33 protein-coding genes are annotated in these 24,816 nt (G+C 66.8%); 9 read left to right on the forward strand and 24 right to left on the reverse strand.

All coding sequences use genetic code 11. The features are described from left to right. Positions 1-141 precede the first annotated feature (141 nt). Positions 142-486 carry a hypothetical protein gene (locus BVC93_RS31300; protein WP_206780401.1) on the reverse strand — a complete coding sequence of 115 codons (345 nt, stop codon included), beginning with the start codon at positions 484-486 and terminating at the stop codon, positions 142-144. Between the two features lie 169 nt (positions 487-655). Here BVC93_RS31300 and BVC93_RS31305 point away from each other — a divergent pair, with 169 nt between their 5' ends. Further along, positions 656-910 carry a hypothetical protein gene (locus BVC93_RS31305; RefSeq protein WP_083741611.1) on the forward strand — a complete coding sequence of 85 codons (255 nt, stop codon included), beginning with the start codon at positions 656-658 and terminating at the stop codon, positions 908-910. Positions 911-914: 4 nt separating this feature from the next. Here the strand turns inward: BVC93_RS31305 and BVC93_RS31310 are convergent, their stop codons facing one another. Genes BVC93_RS31310 through BVC93_RS34865 form a run of 5 tightly spaced genes read right to left on the reverse strand, consistent with a single transcriptional unit; the run spans position 915 to position 3,143 of the window. Then, complete coding sequence (locus BVC93_RS31310; protein WP_236950542.1) at positions 915-1,328, reverse strand: DUF6283 family protein; 414 nt, start codon at positions 1,326-1,328, stop codon at positions 915-917. Positions 1,329-1,350: 22 nt separating this feature from the next. Next, positions 1,351-1,575 carry a hypothetical protein gene (locus BVC93_RS31315; protein ID WP_083741612.1) on the reverse strand — a complete coding sequence of 75 codons (225 nt, stop codon included), beginning with the start codon at positions 1,573-1,575 and terminating at the stop codon, positions 1,351-1,353. A 15-nt stretch (positions 1,576-1,590) separates the two neighbouring features. After that, entirely contained in the window at positions 1,591-1,974 is a 384-nt protein-coding gene (locus tag BVC93_RS33370) for a type II toxin-antitoxin system VapC family toxin (protein ID WP_157517343.1), read from the reverse strand. Next, positions 1,971-2,192, reverse strand: coding sequence for a FitA-like ribbon-helix-helix domain-containing protein (locus BVC93_RS31325; protein ID WP_083741613.1), 222 nt, complete (start codon positions 2,190-2,192; stop codon positions 1,971-1,973). The genes BVC93_RS33370 and BVC93_RS31325 overlap by 4 nt, the downstream gene beginning before the upstream one ends. 33 nt (positions 2,193-2,225) lie before the next feature. Then, positions 2,226-3,143, reverse strand: coding sequence for a DUF1942 domain-containing protein (locus tag BVC93_RS34865; protein ID WP_442929117.1), 918 nt, complete (start codon positions 3,141-3,143; stop codon positions 2,226-2,228). Positions 3,144-3,408: 265 nt separating this feature from the next. Here BVC93_RS34865 and BVC93_RS31335 point away from each other — a divergent pair, with 265 nt between their 5' ends. Beyond that, positions 3,409-4,296 carry a hypothetical protein gene (locus BVC93_RS31335; RefSeq protein ID WP_083741614.1) on the forward strand — a complete coding sequence of 296 codons (888 nt, stop codon included), beginning with the start codon at positions 3,409-3,411 and terminating at the stop codon, positions 4,294-4,296. Between the two features lie 108 nt (positions 4,297-4,404). Beyond that, entirely contained in the window at positions 4,405-5,037 is a 633-nt protein-coding gene (locus BVC93_RS31340; protein WP_083741615.1) for a hypothetical protein, read from the forward strand. 741 nt (positions 5,038-5,778) lie between these two features. On the opposite strand, the gene BVC93_RS31350 is transcribed toward BVC93_RS31340, so the two are convergent. Continuing rightward, on the reverse strand, positions 5,779-6,696 hold the full coding sequence (locus tag BVC93_RS31350) for a hypothetical protein (RefSeq protein WP_157517344.1): 918 nt from the start codon (positions 6,694-6,696) through the stop codon (positions 5,779-5,781). A 25-nt stretch (positions 6,697-6,721) separates the two neighbouring features. Here BVC93_RS31350 and BVC93_RS31355 point away from each other — a divergent pair, with 25 nt between their 5' ends. Together BVC93_RS31355 and BVC93_RS31360 are read left to right on the forward strand one after the other, a co-directional pair. Further along, positions 6,722-7,636: a hypothetical protein gene (locus tag BVC93_RS31355; RefSeq protein WP_157517345.1), complete on the forward strand. Its 915-nt coding sequence runs from the start codon at positions 6,722-6,724 to the stop codon at positions 7,634-7,636. Positions 7,637-7,644: 8 nt separating this feature from the next. Then, a complete protein-coding gene (locus tag BVC93_RS31360; protein ID WP_083741619.1) occupies positions 7,645-8,073 on the forward strand; it encodes a hypothetical protein in 429 nt (142 codons plus the stop codon). Positions 8,074-8,088: 15 nt separating this feature from the next. Here the strand turns inward: BVC93_RS31360 and BVC93_RS31365 are convergent, their stop codons facing one another. From BVC93_RS31365 to BVC93_RS33380, 6 genes are all read right to left on the reverse strand, one after another. After that, on the reverse strand, positions 8,089-8,724 hold the full coding sequence (locus BVC93_RS31365) for an HNH endonuclease family protein (RefSeq protein ID WP_236950543.1): 636 nt from the start codon (positions 8,722-8,724) through the stop codon (positions 8,089-8,091). 325 nt (positions 8,725-9,049) lie between these two features. After that, positions 9,050-10,267 (reverse strand): competence protein CoiA family protein, encoded by a 1,218-nt coding sequence (locus tag BVC93_RS31370; protein WP_157517346.1) that lies wholly within the window; start codon positions 10,265-10,267, stop codon positions 9,050-9,052. A gap of 25 nt (positions 10,268-10,292) precedes the next feature. Beyond that, positions 10,293-11,183, reverse strand: a complete 891-nt coding sequence (locus BVC93_RS31375; protein WP_083741622.1) for a DUF2637 domain-containing protein — start codon at positions 11,181-11,183, stop codon at positions 10,293-10,295. Between the two features lie 165 nt (positions 11,184-11,348). Further along, complete coding sequence (locus BVC93_RS33375; RefSeq protein WP_157517347.1) at positions 11,349-12,374, reverse strand: hypothetical protein; 1,026 nt, start codon at positions 12,372-12,374, stop codon at positions 11,349-11,351. 273 nt (positions 12,375-12,647) lie between these two features. Next, entirely contained in the window at positions 12,648-14,165 is a 1,518-nt protein-coding gene (locus tag BVC93_RS31390; protein WP_442929118.1) for an RNA-guided endonuclease InsQ/TnpB family protein, read from the reverse strand. An 11-nt stretch (positions 14,166-14,176) separates the two neighbouring features. Further along, a complete protein-coding gene (locus BVC93_RS33380) occupies positions 14,177-14,443 on the reverse strand; it encodes a hypothetical protein (RefSeq protein ID WP_157517348.1) in 267 nt (88 codons plus the stop codon). Positions 14,444-14,558: 115 nt separating this feature from the next. Here BVC93_RS33380 and BVC93_RS33705 point away from each other — a divergent pair, with 115 nt between their 5' ends. Next, positions 14,559-14,942 (forward strand): hypothetical protein, encoded by a 384-nt coding sequence (locus tag BVC93_RS33705; protein WP_083741626.1) that lies wholly within the window; start codon positions 14,559-14,561, stop codon positions 14,940-14,942. Between the two features lie 50 nt (positions 14,943-14,992). Here the strand turns inward: BVC93_RS33705 and BVC93_RS31405 are convergent, their stop codons facing one another. Both BVC93_RS31405 and BVC93_RS31410 read right to left on the reverse strand, forming a co-directional pair. After that, the gene (locus BVC93_RS31405) at positions 14,993-15,412 is read right to left on the reverse strand and encodes a hypothetical protein (protein WP_157517349.1); all 420 of its coding nucleotides are present in this window, start codon (positions 15,410-15,412) and stop codon (positions 14,993-14,995) included. A 71-nt stretch (positions 15,413-15,483) separates the two neighbouring features. Continuing rightward, positions 15,484-16,446, reverse strand: a complete 963-nt coding sequence (locus tag BVC93_RS31410; protein WP_083741628.1) for a DNA cytosine methyltransferase — start codon at positions 16,444-16,446, stop codon at positions 15,484-15,486. 120 nt (positions 16,447-16,566) lie between these two features. Here BVC93_RS31410 and BVC93_RS31415 point away from each other — a divergent pair, with 120 nt between their 5' ends. The 3 genes from BVC93_RS31415 to BVC93_RS31425 are packed head-to-tail and all read left to right on the forward strand — an operon-like array spanning position 16,567 to position 18,250. Then, positions 16,567-16,764 (forward strand): hypothetical protein, encoded by a 198-nt coding sequence (locus tag BVC93_RS31415; protein ID WP_083741629.1) that lies wholly within the window; start codon positions 16,567-16,569, stop codon positions 16,762-16,764. Continuing rightward, a complete protein-coding gene (locus tag BVC93_RS31420) occupies positions 16,761-17,141 on the forward strand; it encodes a type II toxin-antitoxin system death-on-curing family toxin (RefSeq protein ID WP_083741630.1) in 381 nt (126 codons plus the stop codon). The genes BVC93_RS31415 and BVC93_RS31420 overlap by 4 nt, the downstream gene beginning before the upstream one ends. Before the next feature lie 56 nt (positions 17,142-17,197). Then, positions 17,198-18,250 carry a hypothetical protein gene (locus BVC93_RS31425; protein ID WP_083741631.1) on the forward strand — a complete coding sequence of 351 codons (1,053 nt, stop codon included), beginning with the start codon at positions 17,198-17,200 and terminating at the stop codon, positions 18,248-18,250. Between the two features lie 35 nt (positions 18,251-18,285). Here BVC93_RS31425 and BVC93_RS31430 read toward each other — a convergent pair whose 3' ends face one another. From BVC93_RS31430 to BVC93_RS31470, 9 genes are all read right to left on the reverse strand, one after another. Next, on the reverse strand, positions 18,286-20,292 hold the full coding sequence (locus BVC93_RS31430; RefSeq protein WP_083741632.1) for a hypothetical protein: 2,007 nt from the start codon (positions 20,290-20,292) through the stop codon (positions 18,286-18,288). A gap of 535 nt (positions 20,293-20,827) precedes the next feature. After that, positions 20,828-21,088: a hypothetical protein gene (locus BVC93_RS31435; RefSeq protein ID WP_236950544.1), complete on the reverse strand. Its 261-nt coding sequence runs from the start codon at positions 21,086-21,088 to the stop codon at positions 20,828-20,830. 212 nt (positions 21,089-21,300) lie between these two features. Beyond that, a complete protein-coding gene (locus BVC93_RS31440) occupies positions 21,301-21,624 on the reverse strand; it encodes a hypothetical protein (protein WP_083741633.1) in 324 nt (107 codons plus the stop codon). Continuing rightward, positions 21,621-22,139, reverse strand: a complete 519-nt coding sequence (locus BVC93_RS31445) for a hypothetical protein (RefSeq protein WP_236950545.1) — start codon at positions 22,137-22,139, stop codon at positions 21,621-21,623. The genes BVC93_RS31440 and BVC93_RS31445 overlap by 4 nt, the downstream gene beginning before the upstream one ends. A 69-nt stretch (positions 22,140-22,208) precedes the next feature. After that, a complete protein-coding gene (locus BVC93_RS31450) occupies positions 22,209-22,541 on the reverse strand; it encodes a hypothetical protein (protein WP_083741634.1) in 333 nt (110 codons plus the stop codon). 46 nt (positions 22,542-22,587) lie between these two features. Next, complete coding sequence (locus tag BVC93_RS31455) at positions 22,588-23,301, reverse strand: Fic family protein (RefSeq protein ID WP_236950546.1); 714 nt, start codon at positions 23,299-23,301, stop codon at positions 22,588-22,590. 325 nt (positions 23,302-23,626) lie between these two features. Further along, positions 23,627-23,935 carry a DUF4031 domain-containing protein gene (locus BVC93_RS31460; RefSeq protein ID WP_083741635.1) on the reverse strand — a complete coding sequence of 103 codons (309 nt, stop codon included), beginning with the start codon at positions 23,933-23,935 and terminating at the stop codon, positions 23,627-23,629. 58 nt (positions 23,936-23,993) lie between these two features. Beyond that, a complete protein-coding gene (locus tag BVC93_RS31465) occupies positions 23,994-24,446 on the reverse strand; it encodes a hypothetical protein (protein WP_083741636.1) in 453 nt (150 codons plus the stop codon). A 118-nt stretch (positions 24,447-24,564) separates the two neighbouring features. Further along, positions 24,565-24,783, reverse strand: coding sequence for a helix-turn-helix domain-containing protein (locus tag BVC93_RS31470; protein ID WP_083741637.1), 219 nt, complete (start codon positions 24,781-24,783; stop codon positions 24,565-24,567). Positions 24,784-24,816: the final 33 nt, after the last annotated feature.

The following is a 24,816-nucleotide window of genomic DNA, read 5'->3' on the forward strand; positions in this document are numbered from 1 at the left end:
TGCGCCATCCACCCCAAGTCGGACCGACTGTGCTTGCGGGCCATCGACTGGCCACCGTAGTGGCAGGGCGCTCCGCAGATGGGGACCTGCTTGTGGGCACCGGTTGCTGACACCGTGACGGTGCGCAAGCACTCCGAGGGATCAATCGCCGCCATCGGCCAGACCGTCGTCTGACAGGTCGAGGCGAGGACTCGTCTTTTCGACCCACCGCGGTGACCTAGCGACGGGCGCGGACTTGGTGGCGGATGCGAGGGCAGGCTGGCGGCGCGCTGCGGGTTTCGGCACGAAGATCGGTGCCCGCAGTTTCCGGGCTCCGGGAGCCCCGCTGGCCTCTTCTGTGGAGCCGCCGGCGGCTCGGGTGGTCCTCATCCTGTTGATCCAGTCGATCACGACAGCACCGACGAACATCAGCGCCAGCACACTGGCTGACGACACGGCGAGCAGCAAGCACACGTCGGCAACGTCAAACCACTGCTCAGATGTCACCCTCATCATCTTTCCCTAACTTGCGCCGAAATGGTTCATCGAACGGTAGGAATTTCCTCCCAAGGAAAACAGACCTGAGCTGATCATTCGGCCCTAGAACCACCACGGTCACGCAGACGGACATGCGCAGAGACGGCCATGTCACCGGCGTGCCCTACCGTTAGGCCCTATGTCCGAAGGCTTCCACCACACCAGGCAATCCCCGACCAAGCGCAGAGGCGACGAGGCCGTCGCCGACTTCACGCTCCTGGTGCGCGTCCCCGGGCAGCCCGCCGCGACCAAGTCCTTCACCGACGCCGAGCAAGACCAAGCCCAGCAGTACGCCGAAGCGACGGGCGGAACCGTTGTCCCGCTCCCTCTTCCGCCGCCCGCTGGGTACACCACTGACCCGCACGGCAACCTCGTTCCTCTGCCCGCGCAGTAACAGCTCACGGTGGACCGCTGACGCTCAGCCCGTTCCGCGCCGCCATCTCCTCATACGAATCGAACAGCTCAGGCCAGTCGCCACCGGGCCTGAGAACCTCCGCCGGCAGGCGACCGAGCGCGACAGCCAGCCGGACACCAAGGTGATTGATTCCGGCGATCGCCAGCCAACCCGCGCACGCACGGTCACGCCCCGGCTCCGACTTGTGGCAAGCGAAGATCGGTGCGTCGAGTGCCGCTTCGTGTCCGGGCGCCCCGGCTGTGGTCCGCAGGGCGTCGTACCGTTCGGCCGGAAACTCCCCGGCGGGTGAATCCCTGCGCCACGGGCAGTTTGCGCACGGCCGCACGCAGTGCGCCAACTCGTCGCCCCGGTTGTGCACGGACCCATCCAGGTCGGGCCCCGCACTCTGTGATGTCACGACGGTGTCATCACCGCCAGTACTACGCGGCACCACCGGCGATGACGGTCAGCACCGGCTTACCGCCGCCACTGACGGCGGCCGGGGCGGCCGGCTCGTTGAGCAGGTCGTAGGCGGCTGACTTGATGGTGACTATGTCCAGGGGCCCGAGGTCATTGACGCGCCCCAGGAAGTCCGCAATGTCTTCAGGGCTCATTCCGCCATCCAGGTATCCCTGGATCACGTTGCGTTGCAGTAAGTTCAACATCTTCCACCCTCGCTCTCAGTTCGCTACGACCATCACTGGACATTGGATATCTGCGACCGCGCCGAGCTTGGCGTCCACGGTCACCACCGGGCATCCCAGCGCTTCAGCCAGCGCTACATAGTTGGCCGCGCCCGCGTCGAGGACCTCGCTCAGTTCCCAGACCCGGCCCAGGAGCCCGAGCCCGCTGACGCGCCGAACGCCGAGATCCCGCCACACCGACATCGCGGCGTGCGCGGCCTTGCCGTCGACGAGGCCTTGGGCCGTGCAGCGTCGAAGGCCGTTGGTGACCTCGACGTCGATCGCCTCCGGCGCCCAGACGCGTTCTTCGGCCAACGTTTTGCGGGCTTGGCCGGCGTGGAGCAGCGCGGTCAGCGCGGCGGAAGCGTCCATCACGATCACCGGGACTCGCGGCCTTCGTTGACCGCTGAGACGATGTCGTCGGTGTCGATGTTGAGGTCCGGCAGCGCCCCGAGGAGATCGGCATTGTCGGCCCGGCGGGAGGCTTCGGCCAGTTCACGCATCGCGTAGGTGTTGACCGAGACGCGTTCCCGGGCGGCGAGCCGCTCCAGGCGTTCCACGACGTCATCCGGCACGTTGCGTAGGTAAACCGTTCCCATGTTGCACAATGCTAGCAGAGTGCAACAGTTGTGTCAGGCTGGTGGCAACACCGACGCACTCGGCGCCACAACCGCAGGAGGCGACACCTCCGCCGGACCAGGCGTGACCGGAGTGCCCGAGCTTGCCGCCGCCGGCGCATGCTGCACAGCCGCCGGCGCCAACCCACCACCAGGAGCCGTCGCCTCCACGCCAGCAGGCGGAACCGGAGTACCCGCACTGACACTCGGCGCCACCGCAGCGCTCGGCTCCACCGGAGTCCCAGCACTGACACTCGGCGCGGCGCCCTCACTACCCGGCACCACCGGAGTGCCCGCACTCCCGGGCACCACCGCCACGCCCTCGCCCTCAACCGCAGCAGGCGCAGCGCCCGGCACAGTCGACGCCGGCGCGTCCTCCGCCGGCGCAACTTCCGCACCGCCGGCCGCTGAAGGCGCCGAGTACGACGAACCCGATCCCACCGACGACGCGCGCGGCGGCGCCGGCGGCGGCTGCACCCACACCGCGAGATCCGGACCGCCAGCGCTGTAGACCACACTGTCCGGCGCATCACCGGTGACATCGAAATACACCTTGCCCGTGACCTGCTGGCCCTGACTCAGCGTCGACGGATTCACACCCTGCGGCGTCGCCACCCCAAACAACACTCGATAGGTCTGGCCACTGCGCGCCCGCGCGTTCAAATTCGACACGATCGGAATCACGCTCCCCTGCACGGCAGTGTCGGTGGCCGTCGCCTCCCACAACTTGCCCGCAGCCGAGTACGGGATCACGTCCGAACTGGGTTTCAGGTCCTTGATCGTCCAGGCCTGCACGACGTTTCCGTTCACCAGCTCCGCCGAGCCACCCAAGGTGTGAACGACCGAGTCCTCCGCGGCCGCCATCGGCGCACCGATCACGCCCATGCATACAGCTGCGGCCGTGGCGGCCACCAGATTCCGTGCAGTCTTCACGTGTGTCTTCTCCCTGGGTCGGACATGGCTTCACCAGAAAACTAACAGGGGCTGACGCCCAAATCGGCCGCCGCGCATGGAGATTCTTCAGCAGCCACCGAGATCACCCCGCCAGCCCCTACATCGCCGCATCCAGCGCGCATATTGGCGCAAACACACACTGATCGAGGCCATCCCCAGCTCCGAAACGATGCCCCCACCAGCGACGATGACACGTCCCACCGCCACAGGCCCCAACGCCCCACCACGCCCATAGGCTCGACCAATGGACTGGCCGAAAACCCCCGGACGCGACAGCCGCCACAGCAGCGCGTTCGACATCAGCTGGCCCTACCGCGACCACCACATGATGGACTTCCTCGCCCACGCCACCGGAAACGCCATCGTCGACGAGCACGCACTCCCCGCCGAGCTGGCCGCCAAGCGCCGCCGCCGCGGCCACCTCCACACCCCGTACCCGCAGATCAACTGGCGTCACCCCGCCGCACACCCCGGTTGGCGCTACACCCGATCCGAACGCCGAGCCCTACGCGCAGCCACCATCCACTGGCCGACATCACGCCACGACCTCGCCGCCTACGCCAACCGCGACGTCCTCGAAGCCGAGTGGGACACCCGCTTCACAAACGACGGACCCGTGCACGCCGGCGCGGCCGCCCTGGTGTGGCGCGAACCCAACGCCGTCGCGACCGCGTTCACATCGGCCAAGTCCGCACGCCACAGCCGACTCTGGAAGACCGACTTCCTCGACGCACACAACGCCCGCCTCGACATCGACGCCGTCATGGCCCGCATCGTCACCACCGCCCACCGCCTGTGGCGCACCCACGCCGACACCCACCTACACCTCGGCGCCACCGACACCACCACCTGGACAGCTCTCCTGACCACCCTCGACCACCTCACCGACTACGCCCGCGCGCTCAACGGCCGCGCCGACCTTCTCCTCGCCTACCGCGAGGTCCTGCGCCTGGAGAACGTCGACGACGCCGCGATCCGCATCGAGTTCGGGCTGCCCCTCGACGACACCACACCCCTGAACCGCACCGCACTCGACATGGACCTCAACGTCGAGCTGACCGCACTCGTCTGTCAGTTGGCTCGATCGGCCCTCTTCGACGAACAAGACGTCGCGGTGCAGTCCTCGGGTTGACCTGCCAAAACAGCACGCTGTTGCAGTGTGCTAGCATAGTGCTATCACATGGCGACGACAGTGGATCAATCGCCCACACCACGCCAACGACCAGAAGGAGGCCCCGACATGGTGCAAAACGCACAGCTGGACGCCCCATTTACCAGTGACGCGGCATTCGGCGAGGGCTACCATTTCCCCATGGACGGAAATGCGCCGATCAGCGCGCCTCCCGGGCCCCCGCCCCCGTGGCCGCAGTCTTACCCGCCCGCCAAGCCGGCGAAGCGGTGGCTTCCCGTCGCCATCATCGTCGCAGCGATCATCATCGCCGCCGCCATGGTCAGTGTCGCTGTCCTGAGCAGGGACACCAACACCGCCGCCCCCGCCGGCCCAGTACCCACCGCGGTCGGCAGCGCACCCGCTCAGGGCGCCGCCACGGAGGCCAGCTCGACCTGCGACGCATGGCCTTCCACGAAGGCCGCGCTGAACGCAATTCCACAGCTTCCGCCGGGCTGGGATTGGTCGACGCCGAATATCGACATCTACATCGGCAATCGCACGGCGGCGATCGCGAAAGCGTTGGACCTTTTTGAGCCGGAGATTGCTGCCGAGCCTCAGACCACAGCGTCGACGGCACGCCAGTACGTAACGGAGCGGCGGAACGAGATCGAGCTGCTCCGCAGTCACACCTACACACAGGCTGATGGTGTGGCGGCGACGGCCGCGTCCGCGCGGCTCGATCAGCTGTGTGGTGTGAGCTAAGGCGTCGGTCAAGTAAGTGACTCCAAAACCGACAACGCCGAACGCATCTGAGCTGCTGCAGAACTTTTGGGAAGACTCCCTTGAGCCTGCGGACTTGATGCGACGCTCCGTCGAACTGACCAAGCTGTCGGGCCAGCTTGTCGCCACGTCCCAGGATGGCCAGGTGGGCGCGATGAAGCTGCTCAATTATGGCCAGGGTGATCTCGCGAACGTCATTTCTGGGGCGTGGACGAAGTACTTCGTCAACGTGGGCCTCGTTGGGGCCCAGGTCGGCCAGGCAGCGGGATGCCTGGAGGCCTGGGCCTCCGCGCTCGGCGCCATGCACGCCGGGATGGCCGGCGTCGTCGGCTGGGCCGAGACCGCAATCGCAGCACTCGAGGCCTCACGCCCAGCTGCAATGGCCGCGGGCCAAGACGTCGACGCCATGATCGAGCAAGTCAAGAACGAAGCCAAATCGCAGATCATGGCGATCTCCAACGCTGCGATGGGCGCACTCGCCGCTCTACCCAGCTGGGCTGGCAGCATCCCTGCCGCCATGCCCACGCCCGGCGGCGGGACACCTGGCACTAGCAGCGAGGTGACGACTGGTCCTGGACAGGCACCCGCATCGTTACCCGCCAGCGGAAGTCCTTCCGAAGTCACCAGCGGCCCCGGACAAAGCGCCTCGGGGACACAAGCATTGTCGAACCCCTCCGGCACTGAAGTAACTGCCGGCCCGGGACAGTCCGCCAGTGGGGCCGCTCAAGGATCCACAGACCCTGCCGGAGTGACGACGGGACCAGGACAAGCAGGCATCACCCCCGCCGGTTTCAGCCAGCAGTCGAGCGGGGGCTCGTCGGCGACATCAGGGCCAGGTATGCCGTCCAGTGGATCTGGCGGCGCAGGCACGAACAGCTCAGCTCCGGGAAGCGCCAGCGGCGCACCCTCGACCTCTGCCCCCAGCTCATCATCGCCGGCAGCGTCCGGCGCACCATCAGCCAGCGCGGGCACTTCGGCCGACGGATCGGGCACCGGCACAGGTACATCCGGCTCGGGCTCCGGCTCCGGCTCCGGCTCCGGCTCCGGCTCCGGGACCAGCTCTTCTCCGGCTGCCGCGCAGCAAGTTTCGCAGTCTTCCGGATCGTCGACCACCGGGGCGGAGGCTCCTGCAGCTGCTGCGGCGCCAGCGGCCTCACCTTCGACTGCGGCTGCGTCGACCGCGGGCGTGGCTCCTGTTGCTGCTTCCGCGGCGCCTGTAGCGGCGGCAGCGGCGGGTCCAGCGTCGGCCGCACCGGTGTCAGCAGCAGCTCCGCTGAGTGCCGCCGCGGCGGCCCCGCTGGCTTCGACGGCTGCCGGAGCGGTTCCTGCGCCTCCTCCCCCGCCGGTTTCTCCGTTGTCGCCGGCCTCTCCGGCTGGCGCGATTCCGCCTCCGCCGCCGACGATGGCAGCTCCGCCTCCCGCCGCGGGTGTGCCGGCGACGGCGACCCCGGGTCCTGCTCCAGCACCCGCGCCAGCTCCGGCGCCGGCCCCCGGCCATGGCCCACCGCCTGGCCCTACTGCGCATACTGCGCCGCCGTCGTCGACGCCGGTGTCCAATGCTTCGCAGCAGCAGAATCCGGATCCGTCGGTCCCCCCATCGGGTGGTCCCGCGGTCGGCGGTGGGGTTGGTGGTCCGATCATCGCTCCGCTGAGCGGGCAGGACCCATTGATCGTCCCGGCCGTGCTGGCGCCACCGGTAGCCCCGATCGTCGCTCTGGGCGACGAGGACCTTGCGACGGTGCGCAGAGTCGTGGAGGCGGCCGGCGGAGCGGCCCGCGTGCAGTGGGCCGCCGGCATGGTGGTCACCAGCGGACGCCGCCAGGTCGTCCTGACCTCCGATCGCGGCCGTGGATGGCTTCCAGCGGAAGCGTTCATGCCCGCCGATGTCGTGATGCCGTGGTCGCATGAAGACTCGGCCCGCTGGGAGGGCCTGGTGGATCCGGCTCGGGTCATCGTCGAGTACGCCGCGGCCGCGCAGGGTCAGTTGACCGCGCTCGCGTCGACATTCTCCAGCGCCCCGGGCGTCGCTGCCGGTGTCCCGTGGGCGTTCGTCGACGGGACCGACCGGGCGTATCCCGAGCTGCTCAGCGGGCCCGTGGTGACTCGCTTCGAGCTGCAGGTCTCAGATGCGCGGCGCCGCGCCGTCAAGCACATCGTGGACTCGGTCAAGCAGCGTGAGCAGGTGCTGTGGCTTGCCGTGAACGCCGATGAGAAGGCCGGACCCTCAGACGAGCGGCAGCGCATGCTGACGACGTTCCGAAACAACTTGGGGCGCATCGACAATGCCCGGTGGGTGGCTTCCTTGCCGTGGGAGCGGCTGGAGGAGGAATACCACCAGCTGTGCGTGCAAGAGAAGGCGGCGCGGGTCGACGTCCGTGACGTCGAGGTCGGCCAGCTCGACACCGCCGGTGGCGCGTGCCGGCCGCTGCTGGCACAGGCCTACGCCACCGAGGCCGCCCTGGCGCTACGCAACCCCGTAGCGGTGCGGGCGTTGGCCGATGCGACCTACTCGTGGAGCATGCTGCTCGACATCCAGACCACAGAACCGACCTCTGCGCCACCGCAGTTCGTCGGACGGTGAGCTGAGCGGTGGCCAGCGCCCCTTTGGTGTGCGCCCTCTTGGCGTCGAAGTACGCGGCGATTTTGGACGCACTGTGCGGCGAGCTGAGTGATGCCGCGGTGGTGCGCGTCGGGCCAGCCGACGCCGAGGAACCGTATCCGCCACAGGTCCTGGGCCCGGATGAGCTTCCGGGGCCGCCGCCTGCGCGCTACGTGATCGAGTGCGTCCTGCCGGATGGCAATCTCCTGCACGTGTCGGATCACCGGGGGTACGGGCTGCGGAAGGTGGCGCGGCCGGCGGACGCGCCGGATGCGTGGGTCGTGGAGATCTGGTCGCGGCGTGACGACCTTGCTTCAGGGCTGATGAGTACCGCCACTAGTGACGAGCGCAGCGTGAGTGGACTGCTCGATGCGGTGAGGGATGCGCTGCAGGGTCACGGCATGCGTGCCGTCAGCTGATCCGCGTCAGCCTCTCTAGGCGCAGGCGTTGATCGCGGCAGTCTTCTCGCTCACGGTGATCGGCAGGTCATATTTTGCACTGACCGCCAGGTAGTCCTTTGCGAAGAGGCAGCGCGCTTCGGGCAGGATGGGGGCCCACTCATCTAGCGTCGCATCACTTTTCGCTTGGTTCACGCTGGAGGAAAGGGCGCGCAGTTCCGTGAGGTCGTTGGCGAAGATCTGACGCTTGATCGGATCCCATTGCCAGGCACCAGCATTCCACGCTCTATGAAGAGACACGGTGTGGTCCACTTCAACGTCATCGAGGTCGACGCGCTCGCCGCTGTAGGGATCCTGCAACCAACCGGCGATGACCTTGCAGTTGCGAGTCCCCGCCTTGAACGTGATGTCACGCAGATCCCTGTGTAGGACACGGGATCTCGTATCACACCCGGAGTGATCGGTTGGGTCGTTCCACGCTGGCCCGAACACGCACGCCTTGCCCTTCTTGCAGCTGCGCTCATAACCCGGTACGTCGTCAATGCGGTCGACGACCCTGACCTGATCGAGCAGTGTCGCAAGATCACTGGAGGGAGCTGGTGCGGCGATCGCCACTGTGTCACCGCGGTATCCGAGGTCCAGGCCGGGGTGCAGCCAGGCCGCGATCGCCACTACCGCGGCCGCAACCGCTACAGCCCCACCACGCTTGCGTCGACGCCGAACCATCTTGATGTCCTCTCGAAATTCACAGTGCCTGCTCAGGTTATCCGCCGGATCAGACAGAAATGCTTGCCGCGGGCCTCCGAATTCGATTGCCGGTCATCGCGTTACCGCGGATAGGGCCTTGTTCAGCGGCGATGGCACGTCCCCGGCCTTCAGGCAAAACAAGTAGGGCAGAGCAGCTGGCAGACAGCTCGGGGGCAACGGTGCGGGCTTCAAGGCCACCGTGATCGACGCGGCGATTCCCGAGCTGCTCCGGATGGAAAAGCGCGGCCGATCAGATAACGAAGACCAGGACGAGCAACACGACACCAACCACGGCTGCGATACCCCAACTGAACCATCGATCCAATTCGCGTTGGCGCTCCTGTTCGCGCTGCTCTTCGAGCCTGCGGACGAGGGCTGCGTTGTCGGCCTGCTGCTGCCGCCGCTTGGCAAGGGACTTCTCCCGTTCCCGGCGGGCGCGTTCACGCTCCTCGGCGACGGCCCGTCGCCGGGCTTCTGCCTCGGACTTTCGTCGTTCTTCTGCCTCAGTTCGCGCTCTCACACGATCTGCTTTCAGACGAGCATGGAGGTCGGCCAGTTCTTGGTCGTTGGCAACTTTCAGATCTGTTGGGGTCGTGACAGTCCCGGTGATCGGGTCGATATCGCAGTCGATGATCCTGTCCGAGTGCAGCCAGGACCACTGTCCATCGACAACCGTGGTGGTGCGCTGGATATAGCCCCGAGGTAGCCCAGGTTCGCGCACATTTGAAATGTGTTGCACCAGGGTGCCGATCTGACCGAATGTTGGGTCAATCCAGTAGACAGTCTCACCGCCATCAAGCATCGACGCGGCGTAACTGCCGAACACTTCCACCCGCCAGACATCCTTACCCACGCACTTTGGGTCGGCTGTTGTCGCCCAGGCAGACACAAGCCACACCACGCGCAGTCCGACGGTGTCTCGCAGTTCGCGGTAGTCGTCGACTCGGTTCTGCCATTGTGACCGGTGGTCGGCCGGGTCGGTGCCGGCCATCGACTGTTGTTGGCACTCAAAAGCGACTCGCGCCCCGCCTTCAAACTCCACGTACACATCGGGCCACCGTTGCCTCCCGTCGCGCAGGCGCGGCAGGTTTCTGTACTCAAGTTCGAGCACGGGAGGATGCATGCTGGCCAGCCAGTCGTGGATTGCGAGCTTGGCCTGCTCATGCCAGACGGATTCAGGTCCGCCACGGTGCATTCCTGCATCGGGTCGGCTCTCGTGGACGAAATGTGTTCGCTTTACGGGTCCTTGGGCGATGGTTTTGAAGGGTTCACACCCTGGCAGGGGGCACCACAACTCTCCAGCTTGGGTCAGTTGTCGATACGTTCGGCCGGACGGATCGAATGGTGCCGGTTCATCTTTGGCGCCATGCGGCAGGTGGACGATCGGTGCGCCGTGTTCGCAACCCCGACGGGCATACACTTGGCGGTTCGTTCTGCTCCACCAGTCCCGCTCCGGATTGCTGCCCATGTACGTCACCCGCAGCTCGGATCCCTCAGACCGGTCGTGAAGCCGGAATGCCCATGGCCGGGCCCGGGCCCATCGCGGCGGCACCGGCCTGCAGGAGCTTGCTCACGGTCTCATGGTGCAGGCCGGTGGCCTTGTTGATCCCACGTTTGCTTTGGGCGCCGTCGTGCGCGAGTTCGAGTACATCGGCGATCTGCTCGACCGGCCGATCGGCGATCGCCTTCTGCGTCGGGTTCTGCTCCTTCACCCTGTGCGCAACCTCGACCCAGTAGCGGCGCCGATCCGCCGCGCGCTGCGCCTCCTGCGTTTCCTGGTGCGCCCGAACAGCTTTAACCGTCATGGGGCGCACGCGGCTGAGGATCGCGGCGCCGTGAGCGGTCGCGAGCAGGCTCACCGGCGGCACGACGCCAATCGCGGCCTTGAGCCACGGCTCCAACTCGGCGGTCGGCGGAAGAGTGGCGTGCAGAGCATTGGCGCCGACGCTGGCCATCGCGGCCAAAGCCAGTACCCACCAGAAGAATCGGCGATTCGAGCGCTGCTGCTGCCCGTACGCGCCCAACGCGAGCACGGCCATCGTGGCGCTGAGAATGGTCCCGTCGACGATGATGGGCCACAGCGGCGCCAGGCTGCGGTTGTAGCCGGCACGGATCGCGAGGTCGGTCAGCGACGCGAAACTCAGGATGAACGAGGCGATTCCGATGATCGCGGTGATACCGACCGCCGCGAAGCGAGTCGCGCGCAGCATCTTCGCCGACCCTGGGGCGGCCAGGACCTCCTCGTCGCCCGCGAGCACCAGGTCATCGTCAGCGACCGGGATCGTCGGCGCGGCCGTCAATGGCGCAATCGGCATCGTGGATGCCACGGATGAGCCGTTGCGGGCGGGATGGGTGTCCAGTGGGGCGTCGTCGACGACTGTCATGGCGTCCTCAGGGGTTCGGCGGCGAAATCGAAATGTCACGTGTTGCGGTGAACTGAAAACGTCTGGCGCGCAATGCCAGTACTCAGCACCATCGCAAAAAGCGTAACACCGTCTCGGCGCCGATCCGGGGGCCGCGACCACCGGAAATGACAGGTCCCCCGGAAGTTAGTGACCCGAGGAGGTCGAGCCGCCGGCTGTGCCGAAGGGCGGCTCTTCGGACTCGATCTCCGGGATCGCTCCGAACGTCTGCTCGACTCCCTGCGGGGCGTCGTAGAGCTTGTCCTCCGGGAAGATCGCGGGGTCGCGCTTGGTCGACTCCCCGTCGCCCTGCTTGTTGCCGCCATGCATGCCGTGCATCGGCATCATCGGCATCATCGGCATCCGGCTGCCCGCAGCGCCCGCCGGCGACCCGCCACCGGGCGCTTGCAGAGCGCTCGCCTGCAGCGCGCTCGATCCGTTCATCGGGGTGATCGGACCTTCCAGGCCGGCCGGCATCGTTGTACCGGGGTCCATGCCGCCGCCGCCACCGCCGCCACCGCCGAAGCCGCCCCCGCCGGCGCCGAGGCCGTCGAGGCCGAGATCCGGTGCGGAGACCTCCGCGGACTTGGACGCCGATTCGGCGACCTTGCTGACGAGCTGGCCGACCTGCTCGCCCGCCTTGCCCACCGCCTCGCCGACCTTGCTACCGATCTGCGAGAGCTGCTGGGACAGCTGCTGGGCGATCTGGGAGCCGGTCTGCATGCCCATCTGCATGACCTGCTGCATCATCTGCTGAGACTGGTCCCCGCCGAGCATCTCCTCGGCCTTGGCCTTGGCTTCCTCGTCGATCGACTCGGGATCCAGCTGCCCCGCCACATCCGAGCCCGCCAGGCCCTGGCCCGGGGTGCCGCCGTTCTGGAAGCCAGCGGCGTTCTGCGCGTCTTGGCTCTCGATGCTCGACATGCCCTGCTGCGTCGTGCCGTTGAGGTCAGTCGCACCATTGCTCAGGGCAGGACCGGCGGGCGAGAGCCCCACCTGCAGCTGCCCAGTCAACATCGAAATTTGGTTGCCCACCGGGCTCGACGCTCCGGGCGGAGACAGTGCAGAGGACACCCCGCTGGACAGATCCGACCCCGCCTGAGTGCCCTTGTCGCCCAAGTCGTTGGAGCCGCCACGAAACGCCGGCAGATCGAATGTCAATGGCTGACCCATGCACGTCAGTTTAGCTGCAAGAACACGCTGGAAGGGCGGCGATCACAGCCAGATCTCCATCGCAGGTGGCCGACGCAGCTCACGACCGGCTCACCCGTACGCATGTGGAGCCGACACGGGGTGTTGGTCGGCTCGGCGCGGTTTGGCGGGCTCACCCGTATGCATGCGGAGCCGACTTCGATGTCACCGGTGATGCGCCGGACAGTGTGGGCTCACCCGTACGCATGCGGAGCCGACCCGTCCGACGAACTGCGGTGGCGCAGAGGTGGGGGCTCACCCGTACGCATGCGGAGCCGACGCTTCTTGACCAGCGCCGATGCGCTCGTCGAGTCGCATTCCGCATCGAATGGGGTGACCGACCCGTTGCCGGGTCGGGGTGACCACTGCGTTGTCGCGGTGGCCTTCCCGCTTCATAGCCGTCAACGACCGGGTTCCCGCAGGTTGCGGGTGGTCCGAGACGGCTCGACGGGCGTTTATCGTCTCCCCCTTGCCGGGGGCGACGGCCGCCTGGGCGGCGATGTTGATGGCCGCGTTGACGTCCCTGTCTGCGGTGAATCCGCATGCGGCGCATCGGTATATGCGTTCAGCGAGCGTGAGCTTGGCTCTCGCACCGCACGCTGAGCACGTTTGACTAGAGGGGTAAAAGCGATCGATCACGGCAAGGGCGCTGCCGTACCAGGCGGTCTTGTATTCGAGTTGCCGGCGAAACTCGCCGGGTGAGACGTCGAGAATCGCGCGGTTCAGCCCGGCTTTCGCCCGGACATTGCGGCCTGGTTTGTCGACTGTGCCGCGGGCGGATGCAGTCATGCCTGCGACGTTGAGGTCCTCGACGGCGACGGTCGCCCATCTGGTCGCCAAGGCCTTGGTGACGGCGTGAAGTGTTGATGCGCGACGTTCGGCGACTTCATGGTGTCGGCGGCCGACCAGCCGCGCGGCACGACGACGACGATTGGAGCCCTTCTTAGTGCGTGAGAGTGCGCCTTGGGCTTTAGTGAGGCGCGTGCGCGCCATATTCGCGTGTCGGGGGTTGCTGACGGTCTCGCCTGTGGAGAGGGCTGCGAGGGTGTGCACGCCGAGGTCGACGCCGACGGTGCCTGCGAGGCGCTGACGGCGGGTCGGCAAAACCTCGCTGACAATCTCTTGTTTGGTGAGGATGCTGGCGTACCAGCGATGTCCACCACGGGAAATGGTGACGGACTGGATGACGGCGCCCCGGTCCAGGGCACGGCAGAGCTGCTTGGTCGATGAGTGGACACGCAGGGAACCGAGGCGGGGTACCCGGATCCGCCGGTAGCAGCCGACATCAGGGCGAATAGTTGGGTTCTTAACGTCGTGATGAATCCGGAAGCTGTCATGGCTGCGGCGCTTCGCCTTGAACCGCGGCCTCCCGACTCGGCGACCCTTCCGGTTGCCGGTGATGGAGTCGAGCCAGTTCTTCCACGCGCGGTCAGCATCGGAAAAGGCAGACTGAAACGCGAAAGTGCTGACGGAGTGCCACCACGGGCACTCGCCCTCTCGTCCGGTTCTGTCGTCGCCTTTGACCTTGTTGAGGGCCTTCTGGATGTCGAACTTCGAGGGGATCTTGGGTGCCAGGTTGGCGGCGACTGCGGGGTCCACGCCAGCATCGACGGCCTCACGGATGGCGGCCTGACGCTCGTCGAGCGCCTTGAACTTAGTGGCGATCGCGTGGTTGTAGGCCCACCGCGCCGCGCCGGCATGCTGAGCGACCACAGACGCCTGCGCGTCTGTGAGGTCCAGCGCGTACCGGTACGCGCGCAGCTGCTCGCCCATGAGCCGAGATGTTAGATCCGGGCAGGGACATCTGGCCGGGACGCGGCCGCGGAGAGGTCCAGCAGAGCGAGGAGCGCTCGGCGGGCGTCGAGGTCGGTTGGGTCATCGTGCAGCTCGTCGCAGGCGATCTTTATGCGTCGTGCGTGTGTGCGTTCATCGAGCGGTGGGATGGCTTGCAGGAGAACGTGGCGGGCGGCGGCCTGGGCCACGGGATCTAGTGGTGCGCAGTACAGGTCGTCGCACGCTTCCTGGATCTGTCTGGTGTGTGGGTCGGCCATGTCCGTCCCTCCCCTATCGCATGATGCAATCTGTAGTTGCATCGTACAACAGGTTTAGGTTGCAGGTGGCGTGTGCTTCTGTTGATGGTTGCCACCAAGGCGATACTGTCTTTGGGTGGCATTCGACGATCTTTCTGACGAGGCGCTGGCTGCAGCGTCGGACGCCGTCGCCACGGCCGCTCTTCGTGCGGCGCGCCTGGAGGCTGCGCAGCGATTGCTGGCCGGCCCGGGCGCCGGCGCAGGCGATGATCCCGCAGGGGCGGTCGAGGTACTGATCAGATCCGACCCTGGCGATCCGCGGTACGAGCTGCTCCACGCATTTGAGAAGCCCTGGGCCCTGCTGGTGATTCGGATTCTCGCCACTGTCTGCGATCCAGCTCCAGCCATAGAGGACGCTCGTCGCCGCGGGGTGACCGTTCCAGCAATCGCAAAGACGCTCGGCGTGTCCCATCAGGCGGTCTATTCGCGGTACGCCGAAATCGTGCGGAAGCCTCGCTGACGCCGCTTTTACGAAACATTGTTTCAGAGTTTCATCCGCGCACCGGGTCGTTATGCGGTGGGAGTCGCGGCTGTTTGTGCTTGCCGATTGGCTGCGTCTTTCGCTGCGGCCGCGGTGTCGGGGGTGGCCGGTTCGACGGTGGCGCGCCAGCCCTTGTCGATGGGGGCGTCGTGCGCGGGGATGGTGACGGTGCGGTCGGTGCCGGAGAGTGTGCGGCTGGTCCTGGTCTCTGCGGGGACTGGTCCGTGTGGGACGAGGTCGTGGCGGATGACGATCAGCCCGTGTTCTTCCAGTGAGCCGAAGGTGCGGCCTTGTTGGCCATGGGCGGCGTGTCCGTCGACGAGGAATACGGGGAATGTGCTGTGGCCGCGGCGCGCCATGTTCGGGTGTTCGTGGCCGTATTGGACGCGGCCGGCGTGGACGAGTTCGAGGGCTTCGCGTTGGCGGGGTGAGAGGCGCTTGAGCGTCATGGTTGCGCTCCTTGGTTAAAAGGGTTGGGCGGGGACGGTGGTCGTGGCGGGCAGTGCTGGTTGATGGGGGTTCATGCTGCGCCTGCGAGGGTTTCGCCGAGGCTGGCGGCGACGCGGTGGCCGAGCCAGCGGGCGATGGGGACGGCGACTGCGTTGCCGATTTGGCGTTTGACGTCGGCGCGGTTGCCGGTGAATGCGTAGGTGTCGGGGAAGCCTTGTGCGCGTGCGCATTCGCGGTTGGTGATCATGCGGTGGTAGGTGCCGTCGGTGGTGACGGTGGCCAGGCCGTGGTGGTTGCCGCCGGCGGTGATGGCGGCCAGGGGGTGTTGGTCGGCGCGGCGTGGTTTGGCGTTGCGGCGGTAGACGACGAGGTGGGGCGTGTTGGGCTCGACGATCTGGTCGATCTGCGGTGAGACGTAGAGCCTGCGGGTGACGGGTTTCCCGGGGTCGGAGTCGAGGATGGCGGCGGCGGCCACGGCAGGCAGGTGGGGCAGGGTGAGGTCGACGTCGCCGTTGCGAGTGAAGACGCCGAACCAGCGCTTGCGGCGTTGCGGCAGACCGAAGTCGGCGGCGTCGAGGATGGCGGTCTGGGCGTGGTAGCCGAGGGCGGTCATGCCGTCGAGCCACCAGTTGTAGAGCACCCAGTCGGTGAATTCGGGGACGTTCTCGACGATGACCGCTTCGTAGTCGTGGACTTCGGCGGCGGCGATAACGGCGAATGCCGTTGCTCTGTCGACTGCTCCGGCGTCTTGGCGGCGCAGTTCCTGGTCGACGGGTAGCTTCTTGCGGCCGCCGGCGGGTGTGTGCCAGACGCACGATGGCGATGCCCACAGCAGTGTGGTGGTGGGGAAGCGCCGCATGTCGGTTTCGTGCAGGTTGGCTAGGTGGTGTTCGGCGTCGGGGTGGTTTCGGCGGTGCGTTTCGACGGCGCGGTCCCAGTGGTTGGCGCAGGCGCGGATGTCCCAGCCTGCGAGGCGGAGGCCTTCGGAGGAGCCGCCGGCGCCGGAGTAGAAGTCGGTCGCGGTGAGTGTCATGGGTTGCCCCTCTCGAAAAGGCTTGGCGCTAGGGCGTTTATCGGCCCGCAAGTTGCTGGTACCACCACGGTACCATAGCGTGGTACCGTGGTGGTACCAGAACGGTGATAGGAGAGCGTCATGCCAGCGTTGAATGTGGATTTCTCGGACGAGGAGCTTGCCGTCGTGAGGGAAGCGGCCCGCAATGCCGGGATGTCGATGCGTGCGTTCGTGAAGCAGACGACCCTCGACAAGGCCGTTGACCGGGAGGGGCGGGTCCGTGCCCTCGGCCAAGAGATCGCGCAGCGGTCCGCTGAGCTCAACAGCCGGCTCGCGTGATCGAGTACCCCACCGCCGATGAGGTGTTGATCGTCGCGGAGTATGCCTGCGGGTTCCGTCCTATTGTGCGCGATCCCGGTCTGTTTGAGTCGAGCATGATGCGGCCCACGGCAACGGTTTTCGGTGCGGATGCCTACCCCACAGTGTGGGAGAAGGCGGCGGCGCTGTTGCATTCGATGGTCACCACGCAGGCCCTGGCCGACGGCAACAAGCGCACCGGTTGGGCCGCCTGCTGGCTGCTCCTGGGCCTCAACGGCCACCATGTCTCCCCTGCCCTCGATGTCGATGCCGCCGAGCAGTTCGTGCTGGACATCGCCGCCAACAAGCTGGGCTGGGAGCAGATAGCCGAACAGCTCCCGAAGTTCGCAGAAACCTGAATCTTCCTGAGAGTGAGCGTGGGTTTATGAGTGTGCGGCCGTTGCAGTTTGGATGCGTGGACCTTGCCGGTCTGGACGACGCGTTTGATTGGCGTGCGGATGGGTTCTTCCGGGCGCTGCGGTGCGACGGAACGACGATCAAGGGTGTGGCCAGTGACGCGGAGGCGGTCGCGGAGCTGCTGCGCCGCGCCGGGGTCCTGCAGGCCGATGGCCCGGTGTATCACGCTCGGCCGAATCATGAGGTCGTCGACGCCGGGTGGTCTTCGGAGGCCTCCGCCGATGTGGAAGATCTCGACGGGGAGTTCGATCGCCAGCTCCGCCAGGGCCGCCCCGCTGATCTGACGGCGCGCCTGGAGTCACTGGCCGCCCAGATCCCGGTCAGCCATGGTGAGCGTGTCGAGATGGCGCGTACGCGTGGCGCAGAACTGAATGTGTCCGCGCCACAGACGGATTCACTGCGGCTGTTCATGCCGCCGTTCTCCGATTCCGATGTGGGCGCGCTCGGTGTGGATGATGCTGCGACGCGGGGGTGGGCGACGTGGGCGGAGTGGCTTGAGCCGCGGCTGTTGGTGTGCACGAACGACAAGGCGTGGGGCGAGATCGACCGACATGATCGGCGGCCCACGGTCGTTCGCGTCGGCGAGTGGTTGCGTGACGCTGTCGCCGACGGCGACGTCGATCGATGGCTGGTGAAGATGTTCACCGAGGACCGGATGTTCCTGCACCGCGTGGAAGGGCCGGCGGGCCCGGTGTATCAGGTGGGGCCGGGCACTCATCGTGCGCACGCCGCCCGGATCTGGGGTTTGCCGTACGTGCTGGCCCGCGTGCACGTGGAGCGGTTGGCCAAGCCGCTGCGGCCGCGGACGCAACTGGTGGAGGCGCTGTGGGAGGGCCTGTGTCGCCGTGGCCTTCTGACCGCAGGTACCGACGGTGATCGGTGGTACCTGCGGTCAGTGGTGGCCGACTGGGTCCTGTCTCCCCCGGCGATGGCGACCCAGTGGAACAGGATGTACGAGCGCGTCTACCCGGGTGCGCTGCAGGCGGTGACCGGGTTGACGCTCGACGAGCTGGTCGACGCCGACATGTGGGTCGACGCGCTACTCAGATAGCGAGCCGCCGCCACGCACGGATTGACGTGCGGCGATTAGGCGGCTGCCGCGTGTTTCGGGGTCGAGTTGCTTGCCGCGGCGTGGCGGGGCGAGGTGTCGGACGCGTGCTTGGGCGTTGACGTGCTGGCCGCGGTGTCGCCCTTGGTGGTGTCGGCGCTGGCCGGTGTGCGGGTCGTGGAGGTGCGGGTCGGTGTCGCGTCGTCGTCCTTGTCCGCGGCCCGGGTGGTGGGGCGCTTGGTCTCTTTGTCCGTGGCCGTGTCGGTCGTGGTGCTCGGCTTGGGCTGGTCGGCCTTCTCAGTGGTGGTCTTCGGGTCGGCGGCCGGGGCGGTGGTGTCGCTGCCGGCCGCGGGGGTCTTCACGTCGGCGGCCGGGGCGGCGGCCTCGGGCTCGGGCGCCGCGGTGGCGGCTTCCTCGCCCGTGCCGGTGGTGGCGGGGTCTGTGGCGTCGACCGCGGTGGTCTCTCCCTCGGTGACTGTGCCTGCGGGCGGCGTGATTTCGGCCGTCACGTCAGGGGCGACGTCGGGGGTGGTGGGTTCGACGGCTGTGGCCGGGTCGACCTCTTCAGTGGCTGCCGGTGCTGACGCTTCCAGGACCTGCTTGCCGGCGGCAGGGGTGGTGGCGGCGTCGGTGAGGGTGCTGTCGGCGGTCTGCGTGGTGAGGACGTCCTCGGCGGCGGCCGCGGGCGACTCGGCCTGGGTGAGCTGCAGGGTGACCGTCTTGGCTGCGGGTGCGGCGAAGGTGCCGGTGATGGCGGATCCGATGTCGAGGATGGTGGCAATGGAGCGGAAGCCGACGTTGGCGGCGAAAGCGGCGCCGTCGACGAGGCCGTTGACCGTGGCGGCCAGGGCGTGGGGCAGGTTGTAGACGATGGAGGGCAGCCCGACGGCGCGCATGATGCCGCTGGCTGCGGTCGCCAAACCTGAAGTGAGAGCGGTGATGACGTTGGCGCCGGCGGTGGTGATATCGGCGGCTGCGGTGAACGGCACCGACGCCAACGAGCCGACGGTGTGCACAGCGGTGGTAACGGTGCTGATGCCGGCGCCGACGAGCACGGAGATGGCTCTGGTGTAGCTCGCGGCGCTCAGTGGTGCCGAGCCGATGGTGTTGATGACGTGCTGGATGGCGCCGCCGCCGGTGCCGTCACCGATCCAGGTGGCGATCGCGTCGGAGGCTCCGTCGGCGACTCGGCCCAGGGCGGTGCTCGCGGCGTTGACGATCGTCGTGGAGAGGCCGTTGACGCCGGCGACGGCGGCGGTGACGGGCGCGGAGACGATGCCTTGGACGGCGGTGAGGAGGCCGTTAATGAGGTCGAGGTCGGTGAGGGTCTTGCCGGCGCCGATGAGGCCGTTGAAGGTGTCCAGGGCGTTGGAGACCTGGGCGGTGACGCCGCGGACGACGGTGTTGGTGACCGAGAGGACGTTGGTGCCGAGGTTGCTGACGGCGCCGATGCCCTGGGTGAGGAGCAGGCCGGCGATGTCGATGGGGGCGTTGATCAGGCCGGTGTAGCTGGGCAGGGCCAGTGGGTTGTTGACGACGGTGGCCACGGCGTGCAGAACGGAGCCGAGGGAGCCGGTGATGGTGGAGGTCAGGAGGTCGGTGAGCTGGCCGGTGGTCAGTACGACGTCGCCGTTGGCGGAGTCGACGGTCGTGGCGAGTTGTGAGAGTCCGTTGCCTGCACTGTTTTTGAGGGTTTTGATGATGGCGAGCAGCGGCTTGCTGTCGGTGGCGTCGATCAGGCCGGCCCACAGGGTGTCGTTGAGGGAGACGGCGGAGTTGAGGGCTCCGGACAGGGTTTGGCCGGGCGCTCCGACGAGGTTGGTCACCGTTCCGGACGCGGAGTTCAGGGCGGCGTTGAGGTTGGCGACGAGTGCGTCGACGTCGGCGGGGTTGATCGCCGCGGCGAGCTGCAGGCGTGGTGCGGTGATGTTGGGCAGGGCGATGTCGCGCATGGCGGGTGCGGGGAGCATCAGTGGGGTGAAGGCGAGGGAGACGGCGGTGGTGAGGGCCAGTCCGGTGGGCATTGCTGAGCGGGCGGTGTGCATGGCGGCTCCTGATGGTGGCCGGCCCTTGCAGGGGCGGGCAATCTTCACAGGCGACTTTTACCTGGTGTGGGGAATTTACCAGCCACGGTAAGTCTGCTCAGGACTTCACGAGTAAACAACTGGGGCGCCAGGCCTCGCGCCAGCGGGCATCGGCAGCCCCGAGCAGTCCCCCGACTGGCTGTTATGAGGGGTGGGGCCATGCCATCACCGCAGGTCAGATGGTTACGGGTCGGCGGGACGTCAGCTGGGGTTGCTCGGCCGGTTCGAGACCCGCTGACGGAGCGTTCGGCGGGCCCGGTTGAGCGCACGTCGGGGACGTGCCATCACTGCTGGTCAGATACGGTTTTCGCGCGATTCGGTCAACCCGACCGGCGCGGGGCAGCGTTCAGCGCGCTGCTGGCGCTTCACGACGGGTCGAGAGCCGGCGACCGCCGGGGCGTGCGTCTGCCAGCGCCGGGGACGTGGCATCGACACTGTTCCGGGGCGGTTTTCTCGCCTGTCAGGTTTCAGGCCGGCCGGCTGGCGCGGCGCGCCTTCAGGCCTGGTGCTCGACGACCTCGACGGTCTGCGTGGGTTCCCATGCGAGTTCGCCGCCGGTGGAGGGGCCCAGCACTGCATCGGCTTCGGCGTTGGTGCCAGACGCCTCTTGCTGCGGCGCTTCACGCGGGCCCGTTCCGTACTTGTCCATGAAGTACTGCCCCGACGCTGCACCGTCCGGATCGTAGATATCCGCCGGTTCAGTGGATGCGTGAGCTTCCGCGTAGCGCCGTCGATCTTCGCGTGAAATGTGAGCCATGCTCCTGGCGTCCTTTCCAGTTCGGCTGGCAGTCCTTGCTTGTACCAATGTCGGTCTACAGCTTGATCACTGCAGTAAGGGCGCCCGCAACGCTTTGGTCGTCCCCGGTTGCAATGGTGAGACCCCGACGGAACCGCCTGCGCGCCACAATCATCCGATCGAAGGGGTCTTTGTTCGCCCAATTGGGTTGGCCGGCCACGATGGCATCTGGGTCAGAGTGGTGGTTGCCCCGTGTTGTCCCGTGGTGCCTGCATCGACAGAACGATCACCGGCGTGACAGCGTCGTACCGGTCGTCCGGCTTGTCGTACTCATCCACGGGGTAATACACGTCGCGGCCTGCCGGCTCGTCAGCGTAGGTGTCGTCGCGTTGCATGTGCGCCAGGACGACATCGCGGACACCGTAGTTGCCTAGGGGATCATCCACGGCGTCGAAGACCACCGGCAGGGACCGAGAGGGATCTAGCTGGACCATTCGGTCGACGATCTCGCCGACAGTCAGTGTGCGGCTTGGGCTGCGGGTCCGGTTGGCTGTCATCCTTGTGCTCCGTTCTGTGGGGACATCGGGCGGTTCGGTTCCCTGGTCGTGGGCCCTGCGTTCGGCTTGTTCTCGGGTAGTTGGCACGCCGTGCAGATGCCGGTGTGGTCGTCGTAGGTGGCCTGCCAGGCGCACGGCCCGTGCAGGGTGTCGCATGCCTGGTAGTCGGTGCAGCCACAGCTTCGGCATTCGCGCGGATATTGCCACTGGATCCGGGTGATTTCGGTCGACGCCGTTACCCCGCGGTGGGTCGCTGCGAAGAAGTCGACGAACTGGGCGGGTGTCATGTCGGGGAAGCCTTCGGCGATCACGTCTTCGGGGGTGATGCTGTCGAGGCGTTCGCGGCGGGTGGACACGACTTCTACTGTCACGATCCGCTCCAGGGGCTCCCCTGCTCGGCGGCCGCGGACCTTTGGGCACAGGGTCACCAGGTCGCCGGGCTTGAGGACTTTCCAGCCGGCTCGCCGGGTGACCGTCTTCTGTCGGGCCTTCACCTGGTCGGTTGTGAGTGCCACGCTCATAAGTCTTGCCATCAGTGCCTTACCTCCCGCTCCTTGAAATCCCTTGTATTCAAGGCCGATTCGCTACGATGGCTTGGTGCTGTCCTCGTCGGTTTGTGGCGCTGGGAGGCGGCGTTGCCGAACTAGGCCAACTACTACGCACACCAGGCCGATGGTGCTGCCGGCGGCGGCGAACACCACACTGCCGACGCTTGGCCGCGCGATGTCAGTGATCGCGAAGATTGCCAACCCGATCACCGCGACACCGACAAGCACCCCGCCGATGCGCAATCCCTTCTTGTGGTCCTGGAATTCTTCCTCCGAGGTGGTCGGGGACGCGATGCGCGCGCCGATGTAGCCCGTCAGCGCCGTCGAACACCCGAAAAGCAGGCATAACGTGCTCGCTAGAAGTTGCATCGACCGGCTCCACTTCTTTGCGTCTGTTGGTGCATCCCTGGGCCTTTCAGTTGCCGTGCGTATCACGGTCTGTGGGATTGATGTTGGTGATGCCGCGGCTGCGCAGTAGCGCTTTCACCTCGTCCAGCTCGTCGTAGATGTAGGCCCGCGCAAGCAGGTCGTTGAAGGTCCTGGCGAGGGTCGGGTCGTTGTCGTCGACGGGGATGGTGAGCAGGACTCCAGCGCCGGTGCTGATGAGGAGGCTGTTCGCGACGAACACCGCGGTGCGCTTGTTGCCGTCCTCGAAGGGTTGCGCCTTGGCCAGGTTCACGAACAGGTCCAGGGCGTTGTCTTGGACGTCGTCGCTGGCCGTGGCGCGATCGATCAAGGTCTGCAGTTCGGCGTCGGTGAGGGCGTCGGGGGTGTGGCGGCCGTGCGGGGTCGCCACGCCGATCTCCTGCGCAGGCGTCCGTAGCTGCCCGGGGTGTAGGGCGCCGCTGCGGGTGATCGTGGCGTTCACGGCGCGGACGAACTGGGCGTCGATTGTGCGGCCGGCCTGGGTGATGACGAACTGTGCTGCGTCGCGAAGGTCCTGGAGAAGTGCCAGGTCTGCGCGTGATGCGACGCCGTCCAGGCTTCCGGAGCGAAGGAAGTTCTCGGTGTCGAGTCGGCCGGTGGACAGGCCGTCGAACACCTTGCCCGAGGAGTACACGACCCCGGCGAGGTCGGCGACGGTGAGCGTGGTCATGGTGTGCTCCTTTCCGTCGCGGTCGTTGTCCATCCTCATTATGGTAGTCGATTATTGCGGCTCTGGCACACTATTTTCTGTAGTCGTTTATTATTGGCGTATGCCGTCCCCCGGGAGGCCGCCCCTTGAGGCGGGCAAGCGCCGAGCAGCTCCTGTGCCGGTCCGATTCACCGAGGCCGAACGCGCTTTGGTCGAGGCCGCGGCCCAAGCGGATGGGCAATCGTTGTCGGCGTGGGTGCGAGACCGCGCTGTCGTGGCCGCTAAACGGCGTGCACATAGAGGCGGTTCGGCGGGCCACTGATGGCGATGCCTCGGGACGTGGGCGACACGGAGTTACACCCGTCACCCGCGATCGTCTTCAGGTGCGTCGCGGGCCCTGAGTGGCCGAGGCGCATTGCTGCATCTTGCGTTCGGTGAACTCCAGCATTTCGGCACTCAGGCAGCCGATCGGCACGGCGCCGAGTTTGATCGCTTTCTCACGCATCGAGTCGGTCACGTCGTAGTGCGACTCCCACGTCCCAGGCGTCTGCGCCCAGGCCAGCTTCAGGCCGAGTTTGGCCGCGAACTCATTCAGCTCTTCGTCGGTGTCGGCCATCAGGTGTGACCACCGCGCGCGGACCTTGCCCACCTCGGCCGGCAGCCTCATGTCATCGACATACACCGTCATCCGGCGCCCGCCGTTGCGATCCGGGGAGTGGCAGTTCCCCTGCGGGGCTGAGCGTTTCTCATACCTTCCACCACTCCTCCAAGCGTTTCTTGTTCTCCGCTGTGCTGGCGCGGCGCTGGCTGCGTTCGTCCCGGGCGTGGCGCGCGTCGAGGATCCGGCTCTGTAGCCATGTGATGCTGGTAAGCGCCTGGCTGATGCGTTGCATGTGGGCGTCGGTGAGGCCGGCCAGTTCGCCGGCGGGTGTGTGTGTCGCCAGGACGAGTCTTCCGCGTAGCAATGGCACGTTGCGTGCACTGAATTTGGTTGTTGCGAGGAAGATTTCGGTGGCTTTGCGGTTGACCCCCTGGTGCCCGGGGCTGGTTGATGGTGTGAACCAGAAGTCGATTTCGCCGTCGGTGCTGGTCAGTGTTTCGAGGTGGGATTCGCGGATCAGGTCGGCGATGTCAGCGGTGCACTGGAGATGGTGTCGGTAGAGCGTGCCGTTGTGGCTGGCATGGAGTACTTGGAGCATGGCGGGGTCCCTCGTCGGTCGGCTTTCCTCAGTAGCTAGCACGGTAACTCTGATTGATGACACGGTGGCCGATCGCTATGGGACGTGCTGTCTGCGCTGGTTGTGGGACGTTCGGTGGTCAGTCCGGCAGGAGTGTGGCGGCGGGGACGCCGTAGTGATCCGCGAGGCCGTACAGGACACCCAGGGTGATGTTCTTCTGGCCGGCTTCGAGGCGGCCGAGGTAGGTACGGTGCACGCCGACGGCCTGCGCGACGTCGGCTTGGGTCTCGGTGCGTTCCTCGCGGAGTGCGCGCAAGCGGGCGCCCATCCCGGCTAGGCGTCGGGGGTCGATCTCCATGGTGTGGACTATAGAGCACATCGCATGTAGCTT

It is taken from the genome of Mycobacterium sp. MS1601, assembly GCF_001984215.1.
Classification (GTDB): Bacteria; Actinomycetota; Actinomycetes; order Mycobacteriales; family Mycobacteriaceae; genus Mycobacterium.